This is a genomic window from Sorangium sp. So ce836, from assembly GCF_028553905.1.
Lineage (GTDB): Bacteria > Myxococcota_A > Polyangia > Polyangiales > Polyangiaceae > Sorangium > Sorangium cellulosum_D.
Genome location: NZ_CP102233.1, coordinates 12,689,126 through 12,712,407, shown reverse-complemented (window position 1 = coordinate 12,712,407; position 23,282 = coordinate 12,689,126). Strand labels below are relative to the sequence as shown.

At 73.3% G+C, this 23,282-nt stretch carries 21 protein-coding genes; 13 read left to right on the top strand and 8 right to left on the bottom strand.

The window, feature by feature from the left end:
- Nucleotides 1-171: 171 nt before the first annotated feature.
- From NQZ70_RS46505 to NQZ70_RS46495, 3 genes are all read left to right on the top strand, one after another.
- Nucleotides 172-1,302 carry a site-2 protease family protein gene (locus tag NQZ70_RS46505; protein ID WP_129579967.1) on the top strand — a complete coding sequence of 377 codons (1,131 nt, stop codon included), beginning with the start codon at nucleotides 172-174 and terminating at the stop codon, nucleotides 1,300-1,302.
- 143 nt (nucleotides 1,303-1,445) lie between these two features.
- A complete protein-coding gene (locus tag NQZ70_RS46500; protein ID WP_129579966.1) occupies nucleotides 1,446-1,799 on the top strand; it encodes a hypothetical protein in 354 nt (117 codons plus the stop codon).
- A 33-nt stretch (nucleotides 1,800-1,832) separates the two neighbouring features.
- Nucleotides 1,833-2,270, top strand: a complete 438-nt coding sequence (locus tag NQZ70_RS46495) for a hypothetical protein (RefSeq protein ID WP_129579965.1) — start codon at nucleotides 1,833-1,835, stop codon at nucleotides 2,268-2,270.
- 193 nt (nucleotides 2,271-2,463) lie between these two features.
- Here the strand turns inward: NQZ70_RS46495 and NQZ70_RS46490 are convergent, their stop codons facing one another.
- Nucleotides 2,464-3,876, bottom strand: coding sequence for a HAMP domain-containing sensor histidine kinase (locus NQZ70_RS46490; protein ID WP_237244670.1), 1,413 nt, complete (start codon nucleotides 3,874-3,876; stop codon nucleotides 2,464-2,466).
- A 137-nt stretch (nucleotides 3,877-4,013) separates the two neighbouring features.
- Here NQZ70_RS46490 and NQZ70_RS46485 point away from each other — a divergent pair, with 137 nt between their 5' ends.
- The 5 genes from NQZ70_RS46485 (at nucleotide 4,014) to NQZ70_RS46465 (ending at nucleotide 9,604) form a co-directional block, all read left to right on the top strand.
- Nucleotides 4,014-6,194, top strand: a complete 2,181-nt coding sequence (locus NQZ70_RS46485; protein ID WP_237244669.1) for a putative metal-binding motif-containing protein — start codon at nucleotides 4,014-4,016, stop codon at nucleotides 6,192-6,194.
- Between the two features lie 48 nt (nucleotides 6,195-6,242).
- Nucleotides 6,243-7,175, top strand: coding sequence for an ABC transporter permease (locus NQZ70_RS46480; protein WP_129579962.1), 933 nt, complete (start codon nucleotides 6,243-6,245; stop codon nucleotides 7,173-7,175).
- A complete protein-coding gene (locus NQZ70_RS46475; RefSeq protein WP_129579961.1) occupies nucleotides 7,172-7,825 on the top strand; it encodes a hypothetical protein in 654 nt (217 codons plus the stop codon). Before NQZ70_RS46480 ends, NQZ70_RS46475 begins: the two co-directional genes overlap by 4 nt.
- Nucleotides 7,826-8,078: 253 nt before the next feature.
- Nucleotides 8,079-8,969, top strand: a complete 891-nt coding sequence (locus tag NQZ70_RS46470) for a zinc metalloprotease HtpX (RefSeq protein WP_129579960.1) — start codon at nucleotides 8,079-8,081, stop codon at nucleotides 8,967-8,969.
- Between the two features lie 149 nt (nucleotides 8,970-9,118).
- A complete protein-coding gene (locus NQZ70_RS46465) occupies nucleotides 9,119-9,604 on the top strand; it encodes a hypothetical protein (RefSeq protein ID WP_129579959.1) in 486 nt (161 codons plus the stop codon).
- A gap of 57 nt (nucleotides 9,605-9,661) precedes the next feature.
- Here the strand turns inward: NQZ70_RS46465 and NQZ70_RS46460 are convergent, their stop codons facing one another.
- A complete protein-coding gene (locus tag NQZ70_RS46460; RefSeq protein WP_165374506.1) occupies nucleotides 9,662-10,279 on the bottom strand; it encodes a TetR/AcrR family transcriptional regulator in 618 nt (205 codons plus the stop codon).
- Nucleotides 10,280-10,380: 101 nt separating this feature from the next.
- Here NQZ70_RS46460 and NQZ70_RS46455 point away from each other — a divergent pair, with 101 nt between their 5' ends.
- The gene (locus tag NQZ70_RS46455) at nucleotides 10,381-11,121 is read left to right on the top strand and encodes an SDR family NAD(P)-dependent oxidoreductase (protein WP_129579958.1); all 741 of its coding nucleotides are present in this window, start codon (nucleotides 10,381-10,383) and stop codon (nucleotides 11,119-11,121) included.
- A gap of 259 nt (nucleotides 11,122-11,380) precedes the next feature.
- Here NQZ70_RS46455 and glyS read toward each other — a convergent pair whose 3' ends face one another.
- The 4 genes from glyS to dapA form a co-directional block, all read right to left on the bottom strand.
- Nucleotides 11,381-13,480 carry a glycine--tRNA ligase subunit beta gene (gene glyS, locus NQZ70_RS46450; RefSeq protein ID WP_129579957.1) on the bottom strand — a complete coding sequence of 700 codons (2,100 nt, stop codon included), beginning with the start codon at nucleotides 13,478-13,480 and terminating at the stop codon, nucleotides 11,381-11,383.
- Between the two features lie 181 nt (nucleotides 13,481-13,661).
- Complete coding sequence (locus tag NQZ70_RS46445) at nucleotides 13,662-15,896, bottom strand: hypothetical protein (protein ID WP_129579956.1); 2,235 nt, start codon at nucleotides 15,894-15,896, stop codon at nucleotides 13,662-13,664.
- 102 nt (nucleotides 15,897-15,998) lie between these two features.
- Nucleotides 15,999-16,808 carry a 4-hydroxy-tetrahydrodipicolinate reductase gene (dapB, locus tag NQZ70_RS46440; RefSeq protein WP_165374505.1) on the bottom strand — a complete coding sequence of 270 codons (810 nt, stop codon included), beginning with the start codon at nucleotides 16,806-16,808 and terminating at the stop codon, nucleotides 15,999-16,001.
- Between the two features lie 71 nt (nucleotides 16,809-16,879).
- A complete protein-coding gene (dapA, locus tag NQZ70_RS46435; RefSeq protein WP_129579954.1) occupies nucleotides 16,880-17,785 on the bottom strand; it encodes a 4-hydroxy-tetrahydrodipicolinate synthase in 906 nt (301 codons plus the stop codon).
- Nucleotides 17,786-18,067: 282 nt separating this feature from the next.
- Between dapA and NQZ70_RS46430 the strand changes: the two genes are divergently transcribed.
- The 4 genes from NQZ70_RS46430 (at nucleotide 18,068) to NQZ70_RS46415 (ending at nucleotide 20,224) form a co-directional block, all read left to right on the top strand.
- Nucleotides 18,068-18,739: an NADH-quinone oxidoreductase subunit I gene (locus NQZ70_RS46430; RefSeq protein ID WP_129579953.1), complete on the top strand. Its 672-nt coding sequence runs from the start codon at nucleotides 18,068-18,070 to the stop codon at nucleotides 18,737-18,739.
- 76 nt (nucleotides 18,740-18,815) lie between these two features.
- Nucleotides 18,816-19,331 carry an NADH-quinone oxidoreductase subunit J gene (locus tag NQZ70_RS46425; RefSeq protein WP_129579952.1) on the top strand — a complete coding sequence of 172 codons (516 nt, stop codon included), beginning with the start codon at nucleotides 18,816-18,818 and terminating at the stop codon, nucleotides 19,329-19,331.
- A gap of 3 nt (nucleotides 19,332-19,334) precedes the next feature.
- A complete protein-coding gene (gene nuoK / locus NQZ70_RS46420; protein ID WP_129579951.1) occupies nucleotides 19,335-19,646 on the top strand; it encodes an NADH-quinone oxidoreductase subunit NuoK in 312 nt (103 codons plus the stop codon).
- Between the two features lie 257 nt (nucleotides 19,647-19,903).
- Nucleotides 19,904-20,224, top strand: a complete 321-nt coding sequence (locus NQZ70_RS46415; RefSeq protein ID WP_129579950.1) for a hypothetical protein — start codon at nucleotides 19,904-19,906, stop codon at nucleotides 20,222-20,224.
- A 254-nt stretch (nucleotides 20,225-20,478) separates the two neighbouring features.
- On the opposite strand, the gene NQZ70_RS46410 is transcribed toward NQZ70_RS46415, so the two are convergent.
- Both NQZ70_RS46410 and NQZ70_RS46405 read right to left on the bottom strand, forming a co-directional pair.
- Nucleotides 20,479-22,269, bottom strand: coding sequence for a phospholipid carrier-dependent glycosyltransferase (locus NQZ70_RS46410; RefSeq protein ID WP_129579949.1), 1,791 nt, complete (start codon nucleotides 22,267-22,269; stop codon nucleotides 20,479-20,481).
- A gap of 266 nt (nucleotides 22,270-22,535) precedes the next feature.
- On the bottom strand, nucleotides 22,536-23,279 hold the full coding sequence (locus NQZ70_RS46405) for a bifunctional 2-polyprenyl-6-hydroxyphenol methylase/3-demethylubiquinol 3-O-methyltransferase UbiG (RefSeq protein WP_063823641.1): 744 nt from the start codon (nucleotides 23,277-23,279) through the stop codon (nucleotides 22,536-22,538).
- Nucleotides 23,280-23,282 lie beyond the last annotated feature (3 nt).

The following is a 23,282-nucleotide window of genomic DNA, read 5'->3' as shown; positions in this document are numbered from 1 at the left end:
CGCCTAGGACGGACGCGCGCGCTGGACGCGGGCGCGGGCGCGGGGCTGTGGGCGCCTCCTGCATTGCGCTCTGCATCTGCGCCGCTGCCCTGATTTTCCATGCATTGGCGCCGTCTCGGCGGCTTGCGAAGGTGCTTGTCGGCCCCATCTGTACCAGCGATCAGGAGGCACATGTTCGACCAGGGGCTGACAGTCCTGCGCATCCGAGGAATCCCGATCCGGCTGCACATCACGCTGCTGATTTTCCTGCCGTACCTCGCGTACGCGGCGGCGTCGCAGTTCACGTTCATCGCGGCCTCGCTCGAGATTCCGCGCGAGGCGCTGCGCTTGCCGCCGCTCGCCTGGGGGGCGATCCTGGCGGTCGGGCTGTTCGTCGCCGTGCTGGCGCACGAGCTGGCCCACGCGCTCGTCGCGCTCAAGAACGGGATCCGGGTGCGCTCGATCACGCTGATGATGCTCGGCGGCGTCTCGCAGATAGAGCGCGACGATCCCGAGCACGAGGCGTGGATGGCGTTCGCCGGGCCGCTGATGAGCTTCGGTATCGCGCTCGGCAGCTACGCCGCCTATCGCCTGTTCCCCGCGCCGGCGGAGGTCGGCGTGGCGCTCCTGGCCTTCGCGATCACGAACGCGATCCTCGGCGCGTTCAACCTGCTCCCGGCGTTCCCCATGGATGGCGGCCGGGTGCTCCGGGGGCTGCTGCTCCGCCGCCTCGGGCGGGCGCGCGCGACGCGCGTCGCGACCGCGACCGGCAAGGCGATGGCGGTGGCCTTCGGGCTCTTCGGCCTGCTCTCGTGGAACCCCATCCTGGTGCTGATCGCCGTGTTCGTCCACATGGGCGCCTCGGCCGAGCAGGCGCGCTCGAGCACGCAAGATCTCCTCCGCGGCCTCCCGGTCGCGCGCTTGATGACCGATCGGCTCGGCGACGCGTATGCGGACGAGAGCCCTCGCGCGGTGGCCGAGCGGCTCCTCCGCCACAACCTGGTCGGCGCGCGGATCATCGACGATCCTCGGGGCGGGGAGGGGCGCCGCGAGATCGGCGTCGTGACGGTCTGGGATCTCGCTCGCCAGCTCGCGCGCGGCGCCGAGCCGGCGACGGTCGGCGCGGTGATGCCGGCGGACGTGCCGAGGGCGCGCGCCGGCGACGACGCGTCCCGCTCGCTCGACGCGCTGACGAGCGGCGAGGCGAGCGCGATCGCTGTGCTCGACGAGGGGGAGCACGTGATCGGCCTGGTGACATCGGCGGAGATCCAGCGCGCGCTCGCGCTCGCCGGCGCGCTGGGCGCGGCCGGCGCGGGCCGCTGAGCGCCCGGTCACAGGAGATGTCGAGTCGCGCCGCCCCCGCGCTGGCATTCGCGTTGCTGAGCTCCGCTCCGAGGAGCAATGACGTGAAGCAGAGCAACAACGTGACTTCGCGCGAGCGAAGATGGCCCAGGTGTCTCTCGGTGATGAGGTCTGCGCTCGCGGCGGCTGCGCTCGCGGCCGGCGCCTCGCTGCTGGCCGGGTGTCTGGGCACGGTCGGGGCCGAAGGGTATGTCGTGTCCGGCTTCCCGGTGGTGCGCGCCGAGGTCGTCCCGATGGAGCTCGCGGCGTCTCCGCGCGTCTATTTCCACGGCACCTATGCGTACCTGGTCGACGGGCAGTGGTATTACCCGACGAACCGGGGCTGGGTCATCTTCGAGCGGGAGCCCGCGGAGCTCAGGCGTTACCGGCAGACGTACCGTGCGTCGCCGCGGTACGTGCCGGAGCGCGAGCTGAGCTTTCCCCGCGAGCGGGGGCGCGGTTACTACACGCCGCGTTGACAGTGGTGCGGCTGCGAAAGGACGGGTTCAAGGATGAATCAGGAGAAGAGCGTCATTCCCATCTGCGGCCTCGCTCTATCGAGCTTTCTGGCCCTGGGCTGCTTCTTCGAGGTGAAGGACGGCGATCGGCATCGGCCTCGGCCGTCGTCGATGGGGAGCCTGGTGATGGAGTGGACAGTCGACGACCGGCGCGAGCCGCGGGACTGCGCTCGCTTCGGCGGCGGCAGGGCCGATCTCGAGCTGATCGTCTACCGTGGCAACGTCGAGGTGGCGAGGGAGTATGCGCCTTGCGAGGACTTCAGCCTGACGGTGGATCTTCCGCCCGACGAGTACAGGGGTATTGCGACGCTCGTGGGGCGCAGCGACGACCGACCTGTCACCACGTCGGCGAACCTCGAGGGGATCGACATCGTGCGTGGCTTCAACCTCCACCGGGAGGTGGATTTCCCGGCGACCTCGTTCCTTTTCTAGACCGTAGATCGCGTTGATCGAGCGAGAGCTCGACCGCCAAGGGCGCCGAGATGGGATTCTCTTCCTGGCGTCCTTAGCGGCTTGGCGGTTCGAGGTTCTGCGCTTTTCAGGCGGCTTCAACCCGTCTGTCGCTCCAGACGAGGTCCCCGCGCCGCGCTCGGAACAGCGCCTCTCCGGGCCAGGCGGCCCGGAGCTACCCCGCCCTCGGGATCGTGAGCCGCACCCGCGTCTCGCCCCGCGGCCCGTCCTCGATCGCGATCCCGTAGTTCGTGTGCGCGGCGATCGCGTGCGCCGCGATGAGCGGCAGCGCCGGCGGCCTCCCCTGCGCGACCGCCTCGAAATCGCGGCTCAGCACGACGCTCCGCGCCGCCGCCGGCAGCGGCGGCCCCGCGTCGTCGAACGTGATCTCGACCCCGCCCGACCCCTCGACGAGCGTCACGACCACCTCGCTGCCCGGCGGAGACGCGCTGATCGCGTGATCGAGCAGCGCGTGCAGCAGCACCGTGAGCGCGCCCTGCGGCACCACCTCCTGCGCGGTCTCCGGCGCCTCGACCACCACGCGCACGTCGTGGCGCGCCGCGCGCGCGAGGTCGTCCTTCACGACGTCGCGCAGCACGTCGGCCACGTCGCAGTGGCGCGGGAACTCGTGGAGCGGGCACGCACCCAGCCTCGCGAGATCGCTCACGATTTCCGACGCCGCGGTCACGTGGCGCCCCACCGAGGCCGCCGTCTCCCCGGCGTCGCCGCCGTGCGACCGGAGCGGCGCGATGTCCCGCCCGATCGCCGACAGGATGCCGCGCAGCTGGGTCCCGAGCACCCGCACCGCCGCCACGAGCACCGCGAGGCTGTCGCCGCTCGGCGGCAGGTGCGACACAGGATCGCTGCCGCTCAGCCGCGACACGATGCCGGCCAGCGACCCGCGCTCGCGCTCGCCCTCGACCCGCGAGAAGACCGCGGCGAGCTCGCGCGCGTAGGCCTCGCCCTGCGCCTGCGCCGCGGCCAGCTCCTTCTTCAGGCTCTCGACCTCGAGGCGCTGGAGATCGACCTCGGCGGGCAAGGTCAGCGTCTGCATCAGCCCGTCGAGCTCCAGCCGGCCGCCGTAGCGCAGCGCCATCCGCGACAGCCACACCCGCTCGGTCTCGAAGTTCACCGGCGTCTCCGGCCCGAGGTTGACGCGCACGCTCACCTCGTCGCCGACGCGGTGGATGCTCACGTCGGGCGCCCCGCCCTGGCTCGTGGGATCGCCGCCCTGGGCGATGAGCACCTGGAGCATCCGCCGGAGCTCGGTCTCGTCGCCGAACACCGTCGTCCCTTCGCCCATCTCGATCTGCACGCGCGCCTCGGGGGCGACCTCCCAGAGCAGCGCCGTCAGGTCGACGCGGCCGCGCCGCCCGCGCGGCATGGGCCGGCCGTGGAGCGAGGCGAGCATGCTCACCGCCTCGTCGAGCCGGTTGAGCGTGCTCTCCACGCCGCCCGAGCCGTCGTCCGGCGACGACACCGGCGGCGGCGTGGTCTCGGTCGCGATCATCCCCACGCCCTGGCGGAGCTTCTGGGCGGCGCTGCGCGCCTCCTGCGCCAGCAGCCACGTCAGCTCGGGTCGGGTCAATCTGTCGCTGGTCACCCTGTTTTTCCCTCTATCCGCCACGCTCCGCGGAATCGCGCGCCATGATGCCAGACGTGGCGGTGCCCTGCTACGCTCATTGCCGCTCACCTCGTTCGATGCGAACTCGCTCTTCTTCCTCCTTGACGCCTCTTGCTCTCCTCTGTGCCGCAGCCGCGACGGCGGCGCTCGCGGGTGCCGCCTGCGGCTCGAGCGCGCCGAGCCCCTTCCCGTCGACGGGCGGAGCAGGCGGGGCCGGCGGCGAAGGCGGCGCGGGCGGCGCAGGGGGCGAGCAGGCTCCGGCGGACCCGACGCTCGGCGGTCCGTGCGTCGACGACGAACAATGTGAGGACGGATTTCCCTGCACCTTCGATGCCTGCGACACAAACGCAGGCCGGTGCCGTTTCACGCCGGACGACAGCGCGTGTCAGAACGACGTCTACTGCGACGGCGTCGAGCGGTGCAACCCGCGCCTCGGCTGCGTGCCCGGCGAGCCGATCGCGTGCGGCGACGGGAACACCTGCACGATCGACGCCTGCGACGAGCCGACCAGGACGTGCTCGAGCGTCCCGCGCGACGCCGACCTCGACGGCGATCCCGACGCGCGTTGCGGCGGGGGCGACTGCGACGACGCCGATCCCACGGTGTCGTCGCTGCAGCCCGAGATCTGCGGGAACGACCGGGACGACGACTGCGACGGGCGCACCGATGAGCCCGGCTGCATCTCGCCGGAGCACGACACGTGCGCCGACGCGCTGGAGATCTCGGCGCCGGGCTCGTACGCGATGAACACCGCGGGCGCGGGCTTCCACTACGCGAGCTCGTGCGGCCTGCCCCGCCCGATGAGCACGCGCGACGTGGTGGCCGCGGTGCTCCTGCCGCCGGGGCCGCCGGTCGACGTGCAGGTGACCGCGCGGACGGAGGGCACCGACGTCGCGGTGACGCTCGCCGGCCAGTGCGGCGACGCCGCGACCGAGCTCGCGTGCGGGCGCCCGCACCCCAGCGCGGACGGCGGCAAGCTCGCGAAGCTCCGGGGCCGCGGCCTCGGCGATCCGGAGCGGGCGACGGCGCTGCCGGTCTACGTGACCACCGCGGAGGGCGCGCCGGTCGTCGTCGACGTCGCGTTCCTGCCGCCCTCGCCGGCGCCCGAGAACGAGACGTGCGGCACCGCGGCGCCCCTCGAGCCGGGCGCGCCGGTCCTGGCGACGATCCTCGACGCCGCGCGGGATCTCGGGAGCGCGTGCGAGACCGACCTCGGGGAGCTCGTCTACACGTTCGAGCTCACCGAGCCGCGCGACGTCGACCTCTACGCGATCTCGACCGACGGCGACGGCGAGCCCTCGCTCTCGCTGCGGTCCGAGGGGTGCGCGCTGCCCGAGGACGAGCTCGCCTGCCAGACGGCGGCGGCGCCGCACCTCTTCCGGCGCGCGCTGCCCGCGGGGGTCTACGCCGTCGCCGTCTCTGCGACGGCGCCCACGTCGGTGCTCGTCACGCTGGAGCTCGCGCCGCCGACCGATCCGCCGCCGGACGAGGGCTGCGCCGAGGCGGCGCCGCTCGCGCCGAACCGGACGACCGCTGTCTCGCTGCTCGGCCACCAGGACGACGTCGACCTCGGCTGCGGCCCGCCTTCGGTCGACGCCGTGTACGCGCTCGAGCTGGAGGTCGCGTCGGACGTGCTCCTGGTCGAGCGGCTGTCGGCCGGCGACACCGGCTCGATCGCGCTGTCCGCGCCGGCGTGCGCCGGCCCCGACGACCGGCTCGCGTGCGGCGAGGGCGACGTCAGCCCGCTCCGGAGCGCGCGGCGCGGGGTCCCCCCGGGCTCGTACCGCGTGGTGGCCGAGGCGCAGCTCGGCCAGCCCGTGAGCGTGACGGCCTTCGTGCGGCCGGCGGCGCCGCCCACGCTGGTGCCCTTCTCCGACGCGTGCGCGGGCGCGCTCGAGATCCCGGAGACCGGCGGGTTCTTCCAGGGCAACACGACCAACGCCGCCGCGGATTTCGACGCGGGGTGCGATCGCGCCGGCACGCAGGACCGCGGCGCCCGGGACCAGCTCCTGAAGCTCACGCTCACCGCGCGCCGCCGGGTGGTGCTCGACATGGCCGGCTCGGCCTACGAGACGCTCCTCTCGGTCCGCCGCGGCCCGGGCTGCCCCGGCACCGAAATGCCGCTTTCCTGCACGATCGGTACGGGCCCCCAGCGCAGCTTCCTCGATCTCGTGCTCGACCCGGGCGTCTACTACGTCCAGATCGACGGCCACGCGATGGCGCACGGCCTGTGGTTCCTCGACGTGCGGGTCGTCGACGCCGTCGACGAGGTCGCTCCCTGATCTGCGGCCCTTTGCAAGCGCCCCCCGTCCCTTGCTAACGTCGCCCCGATGTTCGGCCGCATCTCTGCGATCGCCCTCAACACGTACCGGGAATCGCTTCGGGCGCGCATCCTCATCGGCCTTGCGGGCGTGGCCTTCGCGGTCGCTTTCTACTCGATCATCGTCGGCGCCTACACGCTCCGCAACGGGGCGCGCGTGGTCAGCGATCTCGGCGTCGCGTCGATCTCGCTGTTCAGCATCGCGGTCGCGGTCATCATCGGCGCCACGTCGCTGTACCGCGAGCTCGAGCAGAAGACGATCTTCCCGATCCTGGCCCGCCCGGTCCGCCGCGGCGAGTACCTCGTCGGCAAGTACCTCGGCACGCTGCTCACGCTCGCGGTGTTCATCCTGGCCGACACCGGGCTCGTGCTGCTGATCAGCGCCGTCCTGTCCGGCCGCTCGCTCGCGCTCGTCGCTGGCGCCGGCGCCGCCTCGCTCGCGGCGCTCGGCCTCGCCGCGTGGCGCTCTCCGCTGCTGCGCACGTACGGGTTCATCCCGTGGTCGGCGGTCTTCCTGGTGCTCGGCGTCGTCCTGTCGGCCGGCGCCCCCACGGAGCAGCGCGTCGTCCTCGCCGGCAGCGCGCTCGCGTTCCTCGAGGTCGGCATCGTCGCGGCCGTGGCCACGCTGTTCTCCTCGTTCTCGACGCCGTTCCTGTCCGCGTTGCTCACGCTCGGCATCTTCCTCGTCGGGCGCAACGCCGACGCGCTCGCCCAGCTGCCGGTGAAGTACTTCGGCCCCCAGATCAGCGCCGCGGGGCGCGCCCTCTCCCGGGTCGTGCCCAACCTGCAGATCTACGTGCCGCCCCGCCCGCTGCTCGCGGGCGAGGTGGCCGACGCGAACCTCCTGGTCTACCTGGGGTGGGCGTCGATCACGTGCGCCGGCTGGGCGCTCGGGCTCCTCGCGGTGGCGGCGTTCGTCTTCAAGAAGCGCGATTTTCTGTGAAGCTCTCGGTCGTGCTCGGCGTCGTGCGCGGCATCGCGGTCGCCGGCTTCCTCCTCGGCGCGGCGTCGCTGCGCGTGGTGGTCGCCGGCGAGCGGGAGATCGCCGAGAGCACGGCCGCCCTGCTCGCCGGCGATCCGCACGCGGCGGCGCTCCACGCCCGGCGGGCGGCGGGCTGGTACGCTCCCGGCGCCCCGCACGTCCGCGTGGCCTACGAGCGGCTGATCGCGCTCGCGACGGCGGCGGAGGGCCTCGGCCAGGCCGACACGGCGCTCTTCGCCTGGCGCGCGGTGCGCACGGCCGCCCTCGAGACGCGGTGGCTCACGACGCCGCACGCCGAGGATCTGGAGCAGGCCAACGCGGCGATCGCCCGGCTCTCGGCGGCCGCGCCGCGCCCGCCGGGCACCCGGACCGAGCCTGCGGCCGTGGTCGCGCGGGAGCACCTCGCCGCGCTCGCGCGCGACGACGCGCCGCGGGTCGGCTGGGTCGTCGCGCTCGTGGCGGCCTTCGTGGCGTGGGTCGCGGGCGCCATCTGGGTGGTGCGGCGCGCGGTCACGGTGACGGGCCAGTGGGTGTGGCCGCGCGCCGTGCCGGGGCTCGCGGTGTGCGCGGCCGGTATCGCGGTGTGGCTGCTGGCGATCTGGCAGGCCTGACAACGGAATACGTCTGCATGTGACCCGAGCGAACCCCGCTCCAGGGGATCGCGCGAACGGGGCAAAATGGGCCGATCGCGGCGAAATGGGGCGGCGAAATGGGGCGGCCACAACGGGAGCCACAACGGGAATCGACGGGGCATGACGCCTGCTGATCGGCTGGCACGCGGCATTGCAAAGCCGCGGTGCGCGACGCATCGATGATGAGGGAGCAGCGTTTGCAGCGCTCCGTTCCGTGGAGGTGACGAGTTTCATGAAGAATCAGATCAAGACGATCCTGTTGCTCGGCGTCATGTCGGCAATCCTGGTGTCCATCGGTGGGGCGCTCGGACCGGGGTACCTCGTCTTGTTCGGCGTCCTCGCGCTCGCGATGAACCTGGGCGCGTATTTCATGTCGGATCGCATCGTGCTCGCGGTGCACCGGGCCGCCGAGGTCTCGCCCGAGGAGGCGCCCGGCCTGCACCGGATGGTGGAGGAGCTCTCGCGGCGGGCGGAGATCCCGAAGCCGCGGGTCTATGTCATCCCGGACGCGCAGCCGAACGCCTTCGCCACCGGGCGCAACCCGGAGCACGGCGTGGTCGCGGTGACCGAAGGGATCCTGCAGCTCCTGACCGAGCGCGAGCTGCGCGGCGTGCTGGCGCACGAGATCGCGCACATCAAGAACCGCGACATCCTGGTGTCGACCATCGCGGCGGCGTTCGCCTCGGGCATCACGTGGATCGCGCACGCCGTGAGCTTCGCCGGCCTGTTCGGCGGCTCATCGGACGACGAGGAGGGGGAGAGCCCGCTCGGCGGGCTGGCGCTCGCGATCGTCGCCCCCATCGCGGCCACGCTCGTTCAGCTCGGCATCTCGCGCTCGCGCGAGTACATGGCGGACGAGACCGGCGCGAAGCTGTGCGGCGACCCGGAGGCGCTCGCCAGCGCGCTCTCCAAGCTGGAGCACGGCGTGGCACTCATCCCCGCCGAGTCCGCCCGTCCGGCCACGGCCAGCCTCTTCATCGTGAGCCCGCTCGCCGGGGCGAGCTCGGTGCTGAAGTGGTTCTCGACGCACCCCACGACCGAGGAGCGCGTCGACCGGCTGCTGTCGATGGCCGCCAGCGGCGGCCGCATGGCCTCCCCGAGGAGGGCAAGCGCGCTGGCGTGACGGCGGCGCGCCGCCGCGAGGGCGGCGTCGAGGGGAATAGCGTCGCTCGCTCCACGTCCCACGGGGCGAGCGCGCGGCGCCCTCGGCGCCCCGGCTCGTGACGCGACCTCAGTCTCGCACCGCACGGTGTCATCTCGAGAGGCAGGATGATGAACAAGCTCCCTCGCATCGCATCAACGCTCGCCGCGCTCGCCGTCCTCACGGCGGTCGCGGCCCCGGCCGCCGCCGCTGCCGAGGAGACCACCGCCGCGGCCGCAGAGGCGCCGCGCCATGGCCGGGGCAAGGGCGCGGCCCCGTTCCCGCAGGACGCCGCCCGCTTCAGCAAGCGGGTCGACGAGAAGATCGCGAAGCAGCGCGCGAAGGTCGAGGCGAGGATGCAGAAGGGCGGCGTCCCGGAGGCGCGCCGCGCCGAGGTCCGGAAGGTGCTGGACGAGGTCCAGGCCAAGGTCCGGGCGGCGGTCGACACGGCCGCCAGGGACGGGGTGATCACCCAGGAAGAGGCGAAGCAGGTCCGGAAGATCGCGCGCGAGGCGCGCAAGGCGATCGGGCAGCAGCTCGGGCTGGAGCAGAAGCCCGCGAAGAAGCAGAAGCCCGGGAAGGGCGCGAAGCGGATCGTCGTGCCCGAGACCGTGTAGCGCGACGCAGGGCGGCAGACCCCGACGCCGCCGGCGGCGTCGGGCCGCCGGCCCCGCTCAGACCGCAGCGCGGGGCCGGGCCAGCGCATCCCAGGCGGCCATGGCGCAGTCGACGATCGCCTCCAGCGCCTCGCGCGAGGCGCCGTCGCGGGCCTGGATGGAGAGGCCCTGGAGCACGGTGGTGTAGAAGCCGGCGAGCGCCGCCGTGTCGGTGCCCGCCGGCAGGTCGCCCTCGGCGACGCCGCGATCCAGCCTCCGCTGGAGCTCGTCGAGCGCGCCCCGCCGGCACGCGGCGAGGTGGCTGCGCACGCCCTCGCTCTCCGGCGTGCCGAGCGTCGCGGCGAGCACGATCATGCAGCCGCTCGGCTTCCCCGGGCTCGCGTAACCCTCCACGTTGCTGCGCAGCACCGCCTCGACCGCCCTGCGCGCCGTCGGCTCCTCGCGGAGCGCCCGGCTCGCCGCCGCGCCCTCGACCTCGCTGTAGAGCGCCACCGCCTCGCGAAACAGGGCCTCCTTGCAGCCGAACGCGGCGTAGAGGCTCGGCGAGTTGATGCCCATCGCGGCCGTGAGATCGCTGAGCGACGTGCCCTCGTAGCCCCGCTCCCAGAACACCTCCATCGCCCGCCGCAAGGCAGCGGCCCGGTCGAAGCCGCGTGGACGTCCCCGTCCGGCCATCACGACGACCTTTCTGTGCCGATCGGTAAATAAATCGGTTGACCCCTCGCCACCCGGCAGAGTATACGTTCTGTGCTGGTCGACACAGAAATGAGGTAGACATGTCGGAGCTTGCTGGCAAGGTGGCGTTGGTGACCGGAGGCAGCCGCGGGATTGGCGCGGCGATCGTCAAGCGGCTGGCGCGGGACGGGGCGGATGTGGCGCTGACGTACGTGAGCGCCCCGGAGAAGGGGCGCGCGGTGGCCGCCGAGGTCGAGGCGGCGGGCCGGCGGGGGCTGGCGATCGCGTCGGACAGCGCGGATCCGGCGCAGGTCGTCGGCGCGGTCGAGCGGACCGTGGCCGAGCTCGGTCGGATCGACATCCTCGTCAACAACGCCGGTATCGCCATCATGGGGCCGCTCGAGGCCCTGACGCTCGAGCAGGTGGACCGGACGCTGGCGATCCACGTGCGGGCCTCGTTCCTCGCCGCCCAGGCCGCGGCGCGGCACATGGGCGCGGGCGGGCGCATCATCAACATCGGCAGCTGCCTCGCCGACCGGGTGCCGGGGCCGGGCATCACCCTGTATTCGATGAGCAAGGCGGCGCTGGCGGGCCTCACCAAGGGCCTCGCCCGCGACCTCGGGCCGCGCGGCATCACCGCCAACCTCGTCCACCCTGGCCCGATCGACACCGACATGAACCCGGCCGGCGGCCCGGGCGCGGCCGAGCAGCTGAGCCAGCTCGCCCTCGGCCACTACGGTACCGGCGACGATATCGCCGCCACGGTCGCTCACCTCGCCGGAGAGAGCGGACGCTTCATCACCGGCGCCTCGATCGTGGTCGACGGCGGCTTCTCGGCCTGAGCGCGCCGTGGCCTGGGCTCCGCGCATCGGCCGGCCTCCATCGTATGGGCCACCGCGCTGAAGTCCGCGGACGGCTTCACGCGGCTGTAGCCCAGCCTAGAACGGTTTTCGTCCGTCTCTGGTAGATGCGTTACAGAGCGGCGGTCACCCGCACAGGAGACGGGTCCAGCTCGGCGTTTTCGGCGCGGAGGCGCACTCCGGTGCGCTGAGCACCGAAAACGTCGAGATGGGCCCGTATCCGAAGCGGGTGCCCGCCGCTCTAGGACGCCGCGCGCGGCGCCTCGCCGAGCAGCTCGAGCCTCGCCAGGCTCGCGCAGGTCTCCGACAGGGCGCGCATCAGCCGCAGGCGGTTGTCGCGCACGGCTGCGTCGTCGGTCATCACGAACACGTCGATGAAGTACTGGTGCAGGAGCGGCGCGAAGTCCGCCACCGCCTTGAAGGCGGAGTCGTACGCGCCGCTCCGGACGTCCGACGCGATCTGCTCGCGCAGCTTGAGGTAGCCCGCGAAGAGCGCCGTCTCGCTCGCGTGCACGTCCTGGCCGAACGGCGCGACCGGCTCGCCGGGCGGCGCCTTGTCGGCGATGTTTGTCGCCCGCTTGAAGACCTCCCCGACCCGGGCGCGGACCTCGGGGCTGAGCGCGTCGATCGCGCGCACGCGCGCCCGGAGATCGAGCGGGCGATCGGCGGCGACGCGGAGGCACGCGAGGACCGCGTCCTGCGGGAGCCGATCCGAGAGCAGGCCGCGCAGCCGCTCGGCGAAGAACTCGCCGAGGCGCGCCGCGAGCTCCTCGCGCGAAGCGTCGAGCTTCACGCCGGCGTAGCCGTCGTACGCGGCGCTGAACGCGGCGCCGAGGCGCAGATCGAGGTCGCGATCCAGGAGCGTGCGCAGCACGCCGAGGCAGGCGCGGCGGAGCCCGTACGGGTCGGCCGTGCTCGTGGGGATGAGCCCGATCGCGAAGCAGCCGACGAGCGTGTCGAGCCGATCGGCGATCGCGACCAGCGCGCCGGCGTGCGTCGGCGCGGTCGCGTCCGCGGCGCCCTTCGGCAGGTAGTGATCGCGGATCACGTCGGCGACCTCGGGGCTGACCCCCTGGGCCAGGGCGTAGGCGCGGCCCATCTCGCCCTGGAGCTCGGGGAACTCGCCGACCATCAGCGCGACGAGATCGCACTTCGCGAGGTGCGCCCCCGAGGCGGCCGCCACGAGCGTCGGCTCGGGCAGCATCAGCAGCAGGCCGAGCTCGCGGGCGAGCCGCTCGACGCGCTCGGCCTTCGCGAGCACGCTGCCGAGCCGCTTCTGGAACACGATGCCGCCGAGCTTCTCGCGCCGGCTGGCGAGCGGGAGCTTGACGTCCTCGCGGTAGAAGAACTGCGCGTCCGAGAGGCGCGCGCGCATCGTCTTGTCGTTGCCGCTCTTGATCTTCTCGGGCGCCTCCGCGGTGTTGACGACCGCGAGGTACTTCGGGAGCAGCGCGCCCGTCTTCGCGTCGCGGACGCCGAAGTAGCGCTGGTGCCCGCGCGCGACCTCGAGGATCACCCGCTCGGGCAGCTCGAGGAACCGCTCCTCGAAGCTGCCGACGATGACGTGCGGCTCCTCCACGAGGGACAGGTTCTCGCCGATGAGGAAGTCGTCCTCGATGAGCGCCCCGCCGGCGTCCCGCGCGGCGGCGAGCAGGCGCTCGCGCATCAGGCGCGCGCGCTCGCCGGGGTCGACGATCACGTGCGCCGCGCGCATCGCCTCGACGTAGTCCCTGGCCGCGCCGAGGGCGATCTCGCCCGGCGCGAGGAAGCGGTGGCCGCGGCTCGTGCGGCCGCTGCGGACGCCGGCGATCTCGACGGGGATGACGTCGGCGCCGGAGAGCGCGACGAGCCACTGGATGGGGCGGCCGAACGCGAACTCGCCCTTCCCCCAGCGCATCGACTTGCGGAAGGGGATGGCCGCGACGAGCGAGGCCAGGACCTCCGGGAGGAGCTCGGCCGCGGGCTTGCCGGCCTCGCGCCGCGTGCCCGCGAGGTACTCGCCCTTCGGGCCCTCGACGCGGCGCAGATCGGCGACCGCGCACCCGAGCTTCTGCGCGAACGCCTCGGCCGCCTTGGTGGGCGCGCCGTCCTTGAAGGCCGCCTTGACCGGCGGGCCGGTGACCTCCTCCTCGAGGTCGGGCTGGCGCGCCGCGACCCCGGAGACGAGCAGCGCGAGGCGCCGCGGGGTGCCGAGCGCGCGCATCGCGCCGTGGCGGAGCCTGAGCTCCGCGAGGCGCTTCGTTGCGAGATCCGGGAGCGCGCGGAGCGCGGCCTCGACAAACGACGAGGGGAGCTCCTCGACGCCGATTTCGAGCAGGAGATCGCTCGCTTCGTTGGACATGGGACCGCGGACGCTACCCCAGAACCGCCCGTCCGGCGAGGCGGTCGAGCGACCGGGCAGCGCTGCGCGCCGGGCCAGCCGCCGGCCGCCACCGCCGGCCAGCCGCCTGGCCACGCGCGGCCCGCCCCCGCTGCGCGCGACCCGCCCCTGCTGCGCGCGGCCCGCCCCCGCTGCGCGCGGCTCAGCGGGCCTGTGCCGCTTGCCGGAGCGCGCGCGAGAGCACCTTCTTGAAGGCGCTCGCCTCTCCTCCGTTCGGCTTGCTCTTGCGTCCGTACCAGGTCGCCGCGCCGACGCGCACGACGCATTCGGCTGTCCGCGTGTACCGGCGGGACGCCTTCGCGACGGCCCGATCGTCCGGCGCAGACGCGGACGCGACGGTCGCGCCGAGGTCGTTCAGCGCCTCGTCGAGCGGGAGGCAGCCCTCCGGCGCGCGGGGCAGCGCGAGGGGCGGCGGGGCGTGGCAGCAGCGGGCGCGCAGGGCGGCGAGCGCCGCCATGTCGTACCAGCCGAGCACGCCCCATTCCTTCGTCGCGTCCGAGATCCCCTCGGGCCCGGCGGCCCTGGCGAGGTGGCCCTTGAGCGCCGCGACGCCCTTCATCGGGTCGACCTCGGTGCAGAGGAACGCCAGCTGGCCCGCGGTCGCGGCGTCGACGCCCTTGCCCGGAAAGATCGGCATCGCGCAGGCGGCGAAGTCCGCCGTGGCCGCGGCGTCCGGCGCTGCGCTCGCGGCGCCGGCGTCCACCGGCGCAGCCGCGGCCGCCTCGCCCGTGACGCCGGCGTCGTCGGCGGGCGGGGCGCTCGGCGCCGCGGGGGCGGCGCAGGCGGCGGGAGCGGCGTCCGCGCCGGCAGGCAGGGCGGGGAGGGATGGCGGCGGTGGCGCGGAATCGCGGTGGCGGATCCAGAACCAGGCCGCCGCAGCGGCGCCCGCGAAGACCACGGCATACAGGGCCAGCAGGGCCACCCGGCGCGCCGCGGAGGGCGCGCCGCGGCGTGCGTCCCGATCGGGCGCCGGGGTGCGCGGCGCATCGGGCACGCCGACGTGCGCGGCGGCGCCCTCGGTCGCCAGCGCGGACGGAGCCGGGGGCAGCTCGCCGTCGATGCGCGCGGGCCGAGCGCGGGGAGGCCGCCGGCTCGCCGGTTCGCTTGCGGGAGCGGGCGGCGCCGGCGCGGGCGGGAGGGGCGGCTGCTCCGCGGGCGCGGGCCAAAGGGGCGGCTGCTCCGCCGGCGTGTGGGCAAGGGGCGGCTGCTCCGCCGCGCTGGGCGGGACCGCCGCGCTGGGCGGGAGGGGCGGCTGCTCCGCCGGTGCGCGGGCAAGGGGCGGCTGCTCCGGCGGCGCGGCCGCAACGGCCGCCCCGGGCGGGCTGCTGGAGGCGTCCGCCCTCGGGGCGTCGGCGTGCCCCGGCGGTGCGGCAGGCGAGACCGCCGGCGCCGTCGAGCGGCGCTCTGGCGCCTCGGGGACCGGGGTGGGCGGCGCGCCCGTCGACCGGAGACCAAGGGCCGCGAGCCCGTGGAGCGGCAACGGCGTCCGGCGCGCCGTGGCGCTCGCATTGCCGGGCGGCAGCGAGCTCGTGCGGCCGCGGGGCGGCGAGCTCCCGCCAGGCGGCTGCGAGCTGGAGCTCCCGCGCGGCGGCGAGCTCTCACGGGGCGGCGAGCTCCCGCGCGGCGGCGAGCTCTCACGGGGCGGCGAGCTCCCGCGCGGCGGCGAGCTCTCACGGGGCGGCGAGCTCCTGCGCGGCGGTGAGCTCTCGCGCGGCGGTGAGCTCTCGCGCGGCGGCGAGCTCCTGCGCGGCGGCGGCTGCGAGCTCGACGCGCCCCGCAGGCCGCCGCTCGACGGGCGCGGCGCCGGCACGGTCCTCGCTGGCTCCACGACCGCGTGCTCGTCGAGCGGCGGCAGCTCCCCCAGGCCGTCGCTCGGCCGCGCCGCCTCCAGCGCGCGACGCAGCGCCGCCACCTCGACGATCCGTCGCTTCGCGTCGCGCGCGAGCGCCTGCTCGAGGACGCGCCACAGCGCGTCGCCCGCCGCCCCCGGCGGCGTCACCCGCGGCGCATCGCCGGCGCTCTGCTTGCGGCGGAGCTCCCCGTCGCTCTCGGCCGGGAAGGGGAGCGCCCCCGAGAGCGCCACGTACAGGGTGACCGCGAGCGCCCACGTGTCGTCCCGGCGCGACGGTCCCTCGCCCGCCGCGCGCTCCGGCGAGCGGTAGCCCACGAAGGCCGGCGTCGCGAGCGGATCGGAGAGCCACCCCTGCGACGTGCACCACTCGTCCTCGATGATCACGCACGCGGCCGACAGGCGGCCGTGCACGGTCCCGCGCCCGTGCAGGCTCTCGATCCGCTTCGCCAGACGGACGACCCAGCCCACCGCGTCCCTGTCCGGCAAAGGACCGGCACGTGCGACCCGCGCAGCGAGCGTCTCCATACGAGCGCGGCAGCCTAGTGCGGCGGCCCGCCGCTGACCACATCGTGCTGTGCGCGCGGCGCGCCGGATCCCGATCGCCGGTCCTTCGCCCGGCGGCGCCGCTCAGCCCCCGATCACGTCGGCCATCGTGTATCGGCCGGGCGGCTTGCCGTGCAGGTGCCACGCCGCGCGCAGCGCGCCGCGCGCGAAGAGATCGCGGCTCGTGGCGCGGTGCGTGAGCTCGAGGCGCTCGCCGGGGCCGAGCAGGTGGACCGTGTGGTCGCCGATGACGTCGCCGCCGCGCACGGCGAAGATCCCGAGCTCGCTCGCCTTGCGAGGGCCGACGTTGCCCTCGCGGCCGTGCACGTCGGCGAGCGCCGCGGCCCCTTCGCCGGCGCCGCCGCGGGCCTCGCGCAGCGCCTCGGCGAGCCGCACGGCCGTGCCGCTCGGGGCGTCCACCTTGGCGCGATGGTGCACCTCGACGATCTCGACGTCGTAGCCGGGCCCGAGCCGGCGCGCCGCGCTCGCCGCGATCTCCGCGAGCACGTGGATGCCGATGCTCGTGTTCGGCGACCAGAGCACCGGGACGTGCTGCGCCGCCTCGTCGAGCAGCCGCTCGCACGTGCCGTCGAGGCGGGTCGTGCCGCTGACCACCGCGACCTTGGCCCGCATCGCGAGGTGCAGGAGCCGGGGGAGCGCCTCGGGCCGCGAGAAATCGATGACCACGTCCGCGCCGAGCAGCCCGGCGCTGGTGTCGTCGCTCATCGCGACGCCGATGGTGCCGGTCCCCGCGAGCTCGCCGACGTCGCGGCCGATGCGGGAGGAGCCGCGCGACACGATCGCGCCCACGATCTGCGCGCGCTCGTTCGCGGCGAGCCGGACGATCGCCTGCCCCATCTTGCCGCTCGCGCCGTGGATCGCGACCTTCAGCAAGCGGGCCTCTTCTCCCTGACCGGTTCCCAAGAGCGCGCCCATCGGTACGCCTCGATGATCGCCGTTCGACTTCACGCCGCCTCGCGCTTCGCCTCGAGCCGCTTCATCGCCTCGACGATCTGCTGCCGGGTCGCCTCGCCGGCCGGCGAGAGGGGCAGCCGGACGGCGGGGCTCATGCGGCCCAGGGCGGCCAGCGCCGCCTTCGCCGGGGAGGGGTTCGGCTCGACGAACATGAGCCCGTGGATCTCCAGCAGCGCGAGGTGGGCCGCCCGCGCGCCGGCGAGGTCGCCGGCCAAGAACCGCCGGGGCACCGCGCTCGTCTCGCGCGGCAGCACGTTCGACGTGACGCTGATGACGCCCTGCGCGCCGAGCGCCATCATCGCGAGCGTCAGCGCGTCGTCGCCGCACAGGACCGTGAGCCGATCGCCGAGGCGCCGCACCAGCTCCTGGCAGCGGAGCACGTTGCCCGTCGCGTCCTTGATGGCGACGACGTTGGGCGCGGCGGCGCAGATGCGCTCGGTCGCCTCGGCGGAGAGGTCGACCACCGTTCGTCCCGGGACGTTGTAGAGCACGACCGGCCCCGCGACGGCCTTGGCCACGGCGAGCGTGTGCTCGCGGAGCCCGTCCTGCGAGGGCTTGCTGTAGTAGGGCATCACGATCATCACGCCCTCCGCGCCCGCCGCGAGCGCCGCGCGCGAGGCGTCGATCGTCTTCTTCGTCGAGAACGAGCCCGTCCCCGCGATCACCGGCACGCGGCCGCGCGCCGCCTCGACGACGCGCCGGATTACCGCGGTCGTCTCCGCTTCGCTCAGGGTCGGCGACTCGCCCGTGGTCCCGCACGGCACGAGCCCGCTGACGCCGCCCGCGACCTGGGCCTCGACGAGCGCGGTGAGCGCTTCGAAATCGACGGCTTCGCCATCAGGGGTGAACGGCGTGACCAGGGCGGTGAACGTTCCCGACAAGGGGAGCTGCGTCATTCGACGACCATGATCGCCACCCGGGGGGCGCGTCAACAGGAGAGGACAGGTCTGCCGCGGACTCCACGCTCTCGGCGGGTTCCCGACCCGCGCGGCGCCGATCGGCCGCAGCCGTGGGCGCCGCGCCGCGCCGGTCCGGCGTGAGCCCGGCGCGGGCGGCGGCGGCCCGGCCGTACGCGCGGACGCAATCGAGGAGGGGGCATCTGCTAGCCTGGTCGATGTGGCGCCTCGCTCCTTCGGGGGGTATGCCCGAGCGCGTCAGGTCCCGGAGAGGCACCGGCCATGGATCTCGCCCAGTACATCAAGAGCATCTCCAGCGCGGCCAGCACCATCCTCGAAGGGATGGCCGTCACGTTCTCCCATCTGTTCCGGGAGCCCATCACCGTTCAGTATCCCGACAAGACGGACCGACCCGTGAGCGAGATGCTCCCGCCGCGGTACCGCGGCTTCCTCGAGGTGCAGATGGACATCTGCACCGGCTGCAAGCGCTGCGAGCGCGCGTGCCCCATCGAGTGCATCGCCATCGACCTGGAGAAGGATCCGGCGACGAAGAAGCAGGCGATGAGCCGCTTCGACATCGACATGGGCAAGTGCATGTACTGCGGCCTCTGCGTCGAGGCGTGCAAGACCGAGTCGACCGGCGCGATCCGCCACACGCGCGAGTTCGAGGGGGCGGCGCCGACGCTCGACCACCTCACCTTCCGCTTCATCCCGGAGGGGCTGGTCCCGCTGTACAAGGCGCCGAAGGACCTCGGCGAGGTGCCTGTCGGCGAGTACGGGCCTCACGCCCGCGAGGCCCGCGAGCGCGCCATGCGCGACAACCCCGCCGCGCTCGAGGAGCTGCGCGCCATCTGGCGCCGGGAGCACGCCCGGAAGCAGGGCGCCGAGGCCGCTGGAGCGGTGACTGGAGCGGTCGCCGGGGCCGCGGGCGGAGAGGCCGGAGCGGACGCCTGAGCGAGGGCGTCGCCCGTCGCGGGGCGTCGCCCTTGATGAGCGATGGGCAGCGGTCTAACGTCGCGGCCCTCACCACATGCCCTCCCTGAGTGCACTCGCCTTCCTGGGGCTCGCCGCGCTGACGCTCGGCTCCGCCGGGCTCGTGGCGTTCTCCAGGAACATCATCCACTCCGCGCTGGCCCTGCTCGGCACGTTCCTCGGCATCGCGGGCCTCTACGTCACGCTGTCGGCCGATTTTCTCGCGGCCACCCAGGTGCTCGTCTACGTGGGCGGCACGCTCGTCCTGATCCTCTTCGCCGTGATGCTCACGAGCCGCATCGCGGAGATGAAGATCTCGAACCCGCGCGGCGGGCCCGCCGTGGCGTTCGTCCTGGTCACGGCGGTGCTCCTCGTGCTCGGCCGGGTGGCGACCCGGACGCCCTGGCCCGCCGAGGCCAAGCCGGCCATGCCGTCCACCGCCAAGCTCGGCCACGCGTTCCTCGGCGAGTACCTGCTCCCGTTCGAGCTCGGCTCGGTCGTCCTGCTCGGCGCCATGATCGGCGCGGTCGTGCTCGCGCGCCGCGCCGTCAGGCGCGCCTGGGAGAGGGAGTAGGCGATGGAGGAGATCGGGCTCATCCATTATCTCAGCGTCGGCGCGGCGCTGTTCGGCCTCGGGCTGTTCACCGTCATGACGCGGAAGAACGCGGTGGGCATCCTCCTCGGCGTCGAGCTCATCCTCAACGCCGCCGCGCTGAACTTCGTCGCGTTCGAGCACTTCGTCGCGGGCGGCGTGTCTGGCCAGGTGTTCACGGTCTTCATCATCGTCCTCGCCGCGAGCGAGGCGGCGATCGCGCTGGCCATCGTGCTCCAGGTCTACCGCCACCACCGCAGCATCATGGCCGACGAGCTGACCTCCCTGAAGAACTGACGCGAGAGCGGTCATCCGTGCGGAGGAGCGCGAGGGACGCGAGGGGCGCGACGGGCGAGACGAGCGCGACGAGCGCGACGAGGCGCGAGGAACGCGACGGGCGCGACGATCGCAGTGAGCATGGCGTCCGGACCGGCGCGCACCGCGTCGCACGCCGCGCGTCGCACGCCGTGCGTCGTGCGTCGCGCGTCGCGCGTCGCGCGCCCGCGGCCCGCGCCGCCGGCGGCGCTTGACACGCACGCGTTCTGCCGCTTCAGGTGGAGCTCAATCCCACCGACAAGCAGGAAAAACCTGACCTTGCTAAGCCCCTGTGGACGACCCACGTTCGAACCATGCAGAACCTATCCAAGTCGGAGCTGGTGGGGTTCGTGGAGCTCGAGGTCGGCTCGCTTGCTGTGCAGGTGCCGATCCGCGCAGCGGAGGCGGCGAAGGAGCTCCCCCTCGCGTCGTTCGAGGCCGAAGGGGACAATTGCGCCATCCTCGTGCGCGGCGATACGTCCTCCAAGGCGGTTGAGGTCGCGCTGCGACATGCGGCGCAGGAGGCGGTCAAGCACCTGTCGAAGAAATTGCTGAACTAGCGCCATCCAGGAGAGCCGACATCATGCCGACCTCCTGGAACGGGCGGTGACACGCCGCCAATGTCGCTCGAAGCGACGGTGCATCTTGGCGGTCGGCCTGCGATGGGCTTCGCTGCTGGCTCGCCGCTGCGCAGACGTACGGCCTGCGCCTCCAGAGTTGTCGGCAATCGGTTTTATGCCCTTGATTCTGCGGGCGCCCGCTCCGGGGCGCTGGCAACCACCAGGAGCCGTCGCGATTCGCTCGGTGCGTCGCCTCAGCGCTTCGTGGGGGCGGGTGGGATCCGGTAGAGATAGATGTGGTTGTTGATCTTCACGTCCGGCTCGCGATCGCGGAGCTTCTTGTAGCATTTCGCGGGCGACGTCTTGAGGGTCAGCGCGTGCAGCGCGACCCATGAGCCAGGTTTGGGCACCGTCTCGCAGCCGAAGCGCTCGTACGGAACGCGGAAGTACTCCCACTCGATCCGGCGCGTCTCGCTCTGATAGTTGTAATAGAGCGGCTGGATGTCGTGCTCCTTTGCGTACTTCGCCAGCGCGGCGCGATCCTGCCCCCAGTCCTCGCCGTAGATGCTGATCTTGTAGCCGCCGAGCGCGCCGCCGACGAACAGGTTGAAGTAGCCGAGGAAGTGCGGGGCGGCGAGGAGCGCGCTCAGCGCCGTGCTCCCCACGAGGCCCGTGAGCGCGAGCTGGGCGAGGCGGCGCGAGGAGGCGAGCGCCCAGAGCCTGTCGAAGGCGCGCGCAGCGAGCACGGCGAGGAGCGGCATGATCGGCATGGCGTGCCGGATGCCCATGTTGAGGTTGGCCCGCATGAACGAGGCGAGGAGCAGCAGGGCCGTCCCCCCGGTGGCGATCACCTCGACGGGGACGGAGCGCATCGAGAACGCGCGGGCGCGCCGCAGCGCGAGCGCCGCCCCGGCGAGCAGCAGGAGCAACGTGGCGGGCGGGTTCTTGATCAGGAGCATCACCGGGAAATAGGCCCAGTGCCCGATCCGGACGACCTCGCCGAGGAAGTAGGACGTGAACCCGCCGGCGTTGAGCGCGGTCACCGCCGCCGTGCCGAAGAGATACGTGTACGGGAGGGGGATCCGCAGGCCCGCCGGCAGGAACCGGACGAGCGAGTGCTTCTCCATCAGCTGCTGCTTGTACCGCGCCGACACCGGATATTGCGGCTCGGGGGCGGCGAGGATGTCTCGCACCGACATGCCCGTATCGTCAAACTTGTAAACGGCGTTGATGACAAGGAGCAGCCCCACGCCCGCCACGAGGACGTGGAGGCCGAGCTCTCCGAAGCGGCGGGCAGCGGGCTTCCCCTCGAACCGGCCGCGGCCGGTCGCGGCCAGGAAGACCCCGATCGCGCCGAGGATCGGCACGAGGAGCAGGCCGCTGTACTTGGTGACGGCAGCCGCCCCAATGGCGAGCGTCATGGTGACGAGCGACCACCTGCCGGCTCGCCCGCTCGCATACCGGGCGAACTCGCCCACGGCGAGCATCGTCGCCAGCCCCGCCGGGAGATCGGTGGTGACGTACCGTCCCTGGGCGATGATCGTCGGGTTCAACGCGACGAGGACCAGCGCGACGAGCGCGGCCCGCTCGCCCCAGAACCAGCGGCTCCAGAACCATACGTAGGCGGCGAGGGCCGCGGCCATCAGCATGATCATGCGCCGAGCCCGGAAGAGCTGCTCGCGCGCCCGCGCGTAGTCCTGCTCGATGTAATCGAGGGCCACGCGCCCGATGTTCGCGTCCTTCCAGTGCCGGGACGACGTGACGTGCGCGTTGCCCGGCATGAGCGCGATGGGAATGGCGGCAATGGCGTTCCCGAGCGGCGGGTGGGCGTAGTTGAGCCGCATATCCGAGGTCTGCCACCAGGCGATCCCGCGCGTCGTGTGCGCCCACTCGTCCTCGGTGGGCGAGTCGTCGCGGTAGCCCCACTGGAGCAGGCCGAGCATCGCGATCAGGATGGCGAACGGCGCGAGGCGGGCAGTCCAGCTCGCCACTTTGCGGCGGGAGGCGGCGGGATCAGCGGGCGTTGCGGCGTCTTGCCCAATCATGGCGCGCACCCGTATCACGAAGCCATGGAGGCGTGGCCGCCGAATCCGTGCCGTGGGTGCCGCGCAGCAATGCGACGCCCAGGCTCGTCCCTGGCCGCGCGGGAGGTCTTGCCGCGAACACCCTCCCTGGGGGCCTATCGTGGGCGCGCGACCACGGGACGAGCGCGTGGGCGGCGGTGCTCGTTCCGTGTGTCAGAAATCCCGCCAGGGATCGCGGACGCGCGGCGATCCCGGGCCGCGGGAGGCCCGGGCGACCGCGGCCCGCCTCAGGCCGCCGTGCGCCTCGCCACGCAGAAGACCGACAGCCCGAAGCTCGGCCGGCGGCCGCGCGCGATGAGATCGACCTCCGCGCGGAGGACGGCTTCGAGCGCGGACGAAGCGAGGCCGGACTTCGGCGAAGGCTGCTTCATGCTGGTCTTGCCCGGGCGCAGCTTGCGCGCGGCGCTCCAGACGGCGCGCGAGCCGACCGCAGCGGGGAAGAGGAGCTGGTTGAAGTAAGCGCACGCCTCCACGTGGAAGTCGGCCGGCAGCGCGGCGCGGAAGCTGCCGGCGGTGTACCGGCGGAAATGCTGCAGCGCGCGGTCGTGATCGCTGAACAACCACGGATACGCCGGCACCGTGGCGACGAAGATCCCGCCGGGGCTCAGATGGTCGTGGATCCAGCGGAGCGCGGCGCGGTCGTCCTCGATGTGCTCGATGACGTCGAGCGCGCAGATCACGTCGTAGCGCCGGTCGAGCTCGAACGGGAGCGACGCGCTGTAGAGCGTCCTCGCCGTGCCGGCCTTCGCGATGGCCTCCTGGCCGAGGGGGCTCACCTCGTTCGCGTCGACGGCCCCGAACTCCGCGAGGACACCCAGGTTCTGCCCGACCCCGGCGCCGACCTCCAGCAGCTCGAGGGGCCGCCGTCCCGGGCCGAACTCGCGCACCAGGTGGGCCAGCAGTCGAGCCCTTCCCTTTCTCAACCAGTCGCCGGATTCCTCGGAGTACTGCTGGTATGCCGTCGTTTCCATCCG

What these genes read in the sequence shown, in the direction of transcription:
- NQZ70_RS46505 (WP_129579967.1), top strand. Translation starts at nt 172, where the DNA reads ATGTTCGACCAGGGGCTGACAGTCCTGCGCATCCGAGGAATCCCGATC.
- NQZ70_RS46500 (WP_129579966.1), top strand. Translation starts at nt 1,446, where the DNA reads ATGAGGTCTGCGCTCGCGGCGGCTGCGCTCGCGGCCGGCGCCTCGCTG.
- NQZ70_RS46495 (WP_129579965.1), top strand. Translation starts at nt 1,833, where the DNA reads ATGAATCAGGAGAAGAGCGTCATTCCCATCTGCGGCCTCGCTCTATCG.
- NQZ70_RS46480 (WP_129579962.1), top strand. Translation starts at nt 6,243, where the DNA reads ATGTTCGGCCGCATCTCTGCGATCGCCCTCAACACGTACCGGGAATCG.
- NQZ70_RS46470 (WP_129579960.1), top strand. Translation starts at nt 8,079, where the DNA reads ATGAAGAATCAGATCAAGACGATCCTGTTGCTCGGCGTCATGTCGGCA.
- NQZ70_RS46465 (WP_129579959.1), top strand. Translation starts at nt 9,119, where the DNA reads ATGAACAAGCTCCCTCGCATCGCATCAACGCTCGCCGCGCTCGCCGTC.
- NQZ70_RS46460 (WP_165374506.1), bottom strand. Translation starts at nt 10,279, where the DNA reads ATGGCCGGACGGGGACGTCCACGCGGCTTCGACCGGGCCGCTGCCTTG.
- NQZ70_RS46455 (WP_129579958.1), top strand. Translation starts at nt 10,381, where the DNA reads ATGTCGGAGCTTGCTGGCAAGGTGGCGTTGGTGACCGGAGGCAGCCGC.
- glyS (WP_129579957.1), bottom strand. Translation starts at nt 13,480, where the DNA reads ATGTCCAACGAAGCGAGCGATCTCCTGCTCGAAATCGGCGTCGAGGAG.
- NQZ70_RS46445 (WP_129579956.1), bottom strand. Translation starts at nt 15,896, where the DNA reads ATGGAGACGCTCGCTGCGCGGGTCGCACGTGCCGGTCCTTTGCCGGAC.
- dapA (WP_129579954.1), bottom strand. Translation starts at nt 17,785, where the DNA reads ATGACGCAGCTCCCCTTGTCGGGAACGTTCACCGCCCTGGTCACGCCG.
- NQZ70_RS46430 (WP_129579953.1), top strand. Translation starts at nt 18,068, where the DNA reads ATGGATCTCGCCCAGTACATCAAGAGCATCTCCAGCGCGGCCAGCACC.
- NQZ70_RS46425 (WP_129579952.1), top strand. Translation starts at nt 18,816, where the DNA reads ATGCCCTCCCTGAGTGCACTCGCCTTCCTGGGGCTCGCCGCGCTGACG.
- nuoK (WP_129579951.1), top strand. Translation starts at nt 19,335, where the DNA reads ATGGAGGAGATCGGGCTCATCCATTATCTCAGCGTCGGCGCGGCGCTG.
- NQZ70_RS46410 (WP_129579949.1), bottom strand. Translation starts at nt 22,269, where the DNA reads ATGATTGGGCAAGACGCCGCAACGCCCGCTGATCCCGCCGCCTCCCGC.
- NQZ70_RS46405 (WP_063823641.1), bottom strand. Translation starts at nt 23,279, where the DNA reads ATGGAAACGACGGCATACCAGCAGTACTCCGAGGAATCCGGCGACTGG.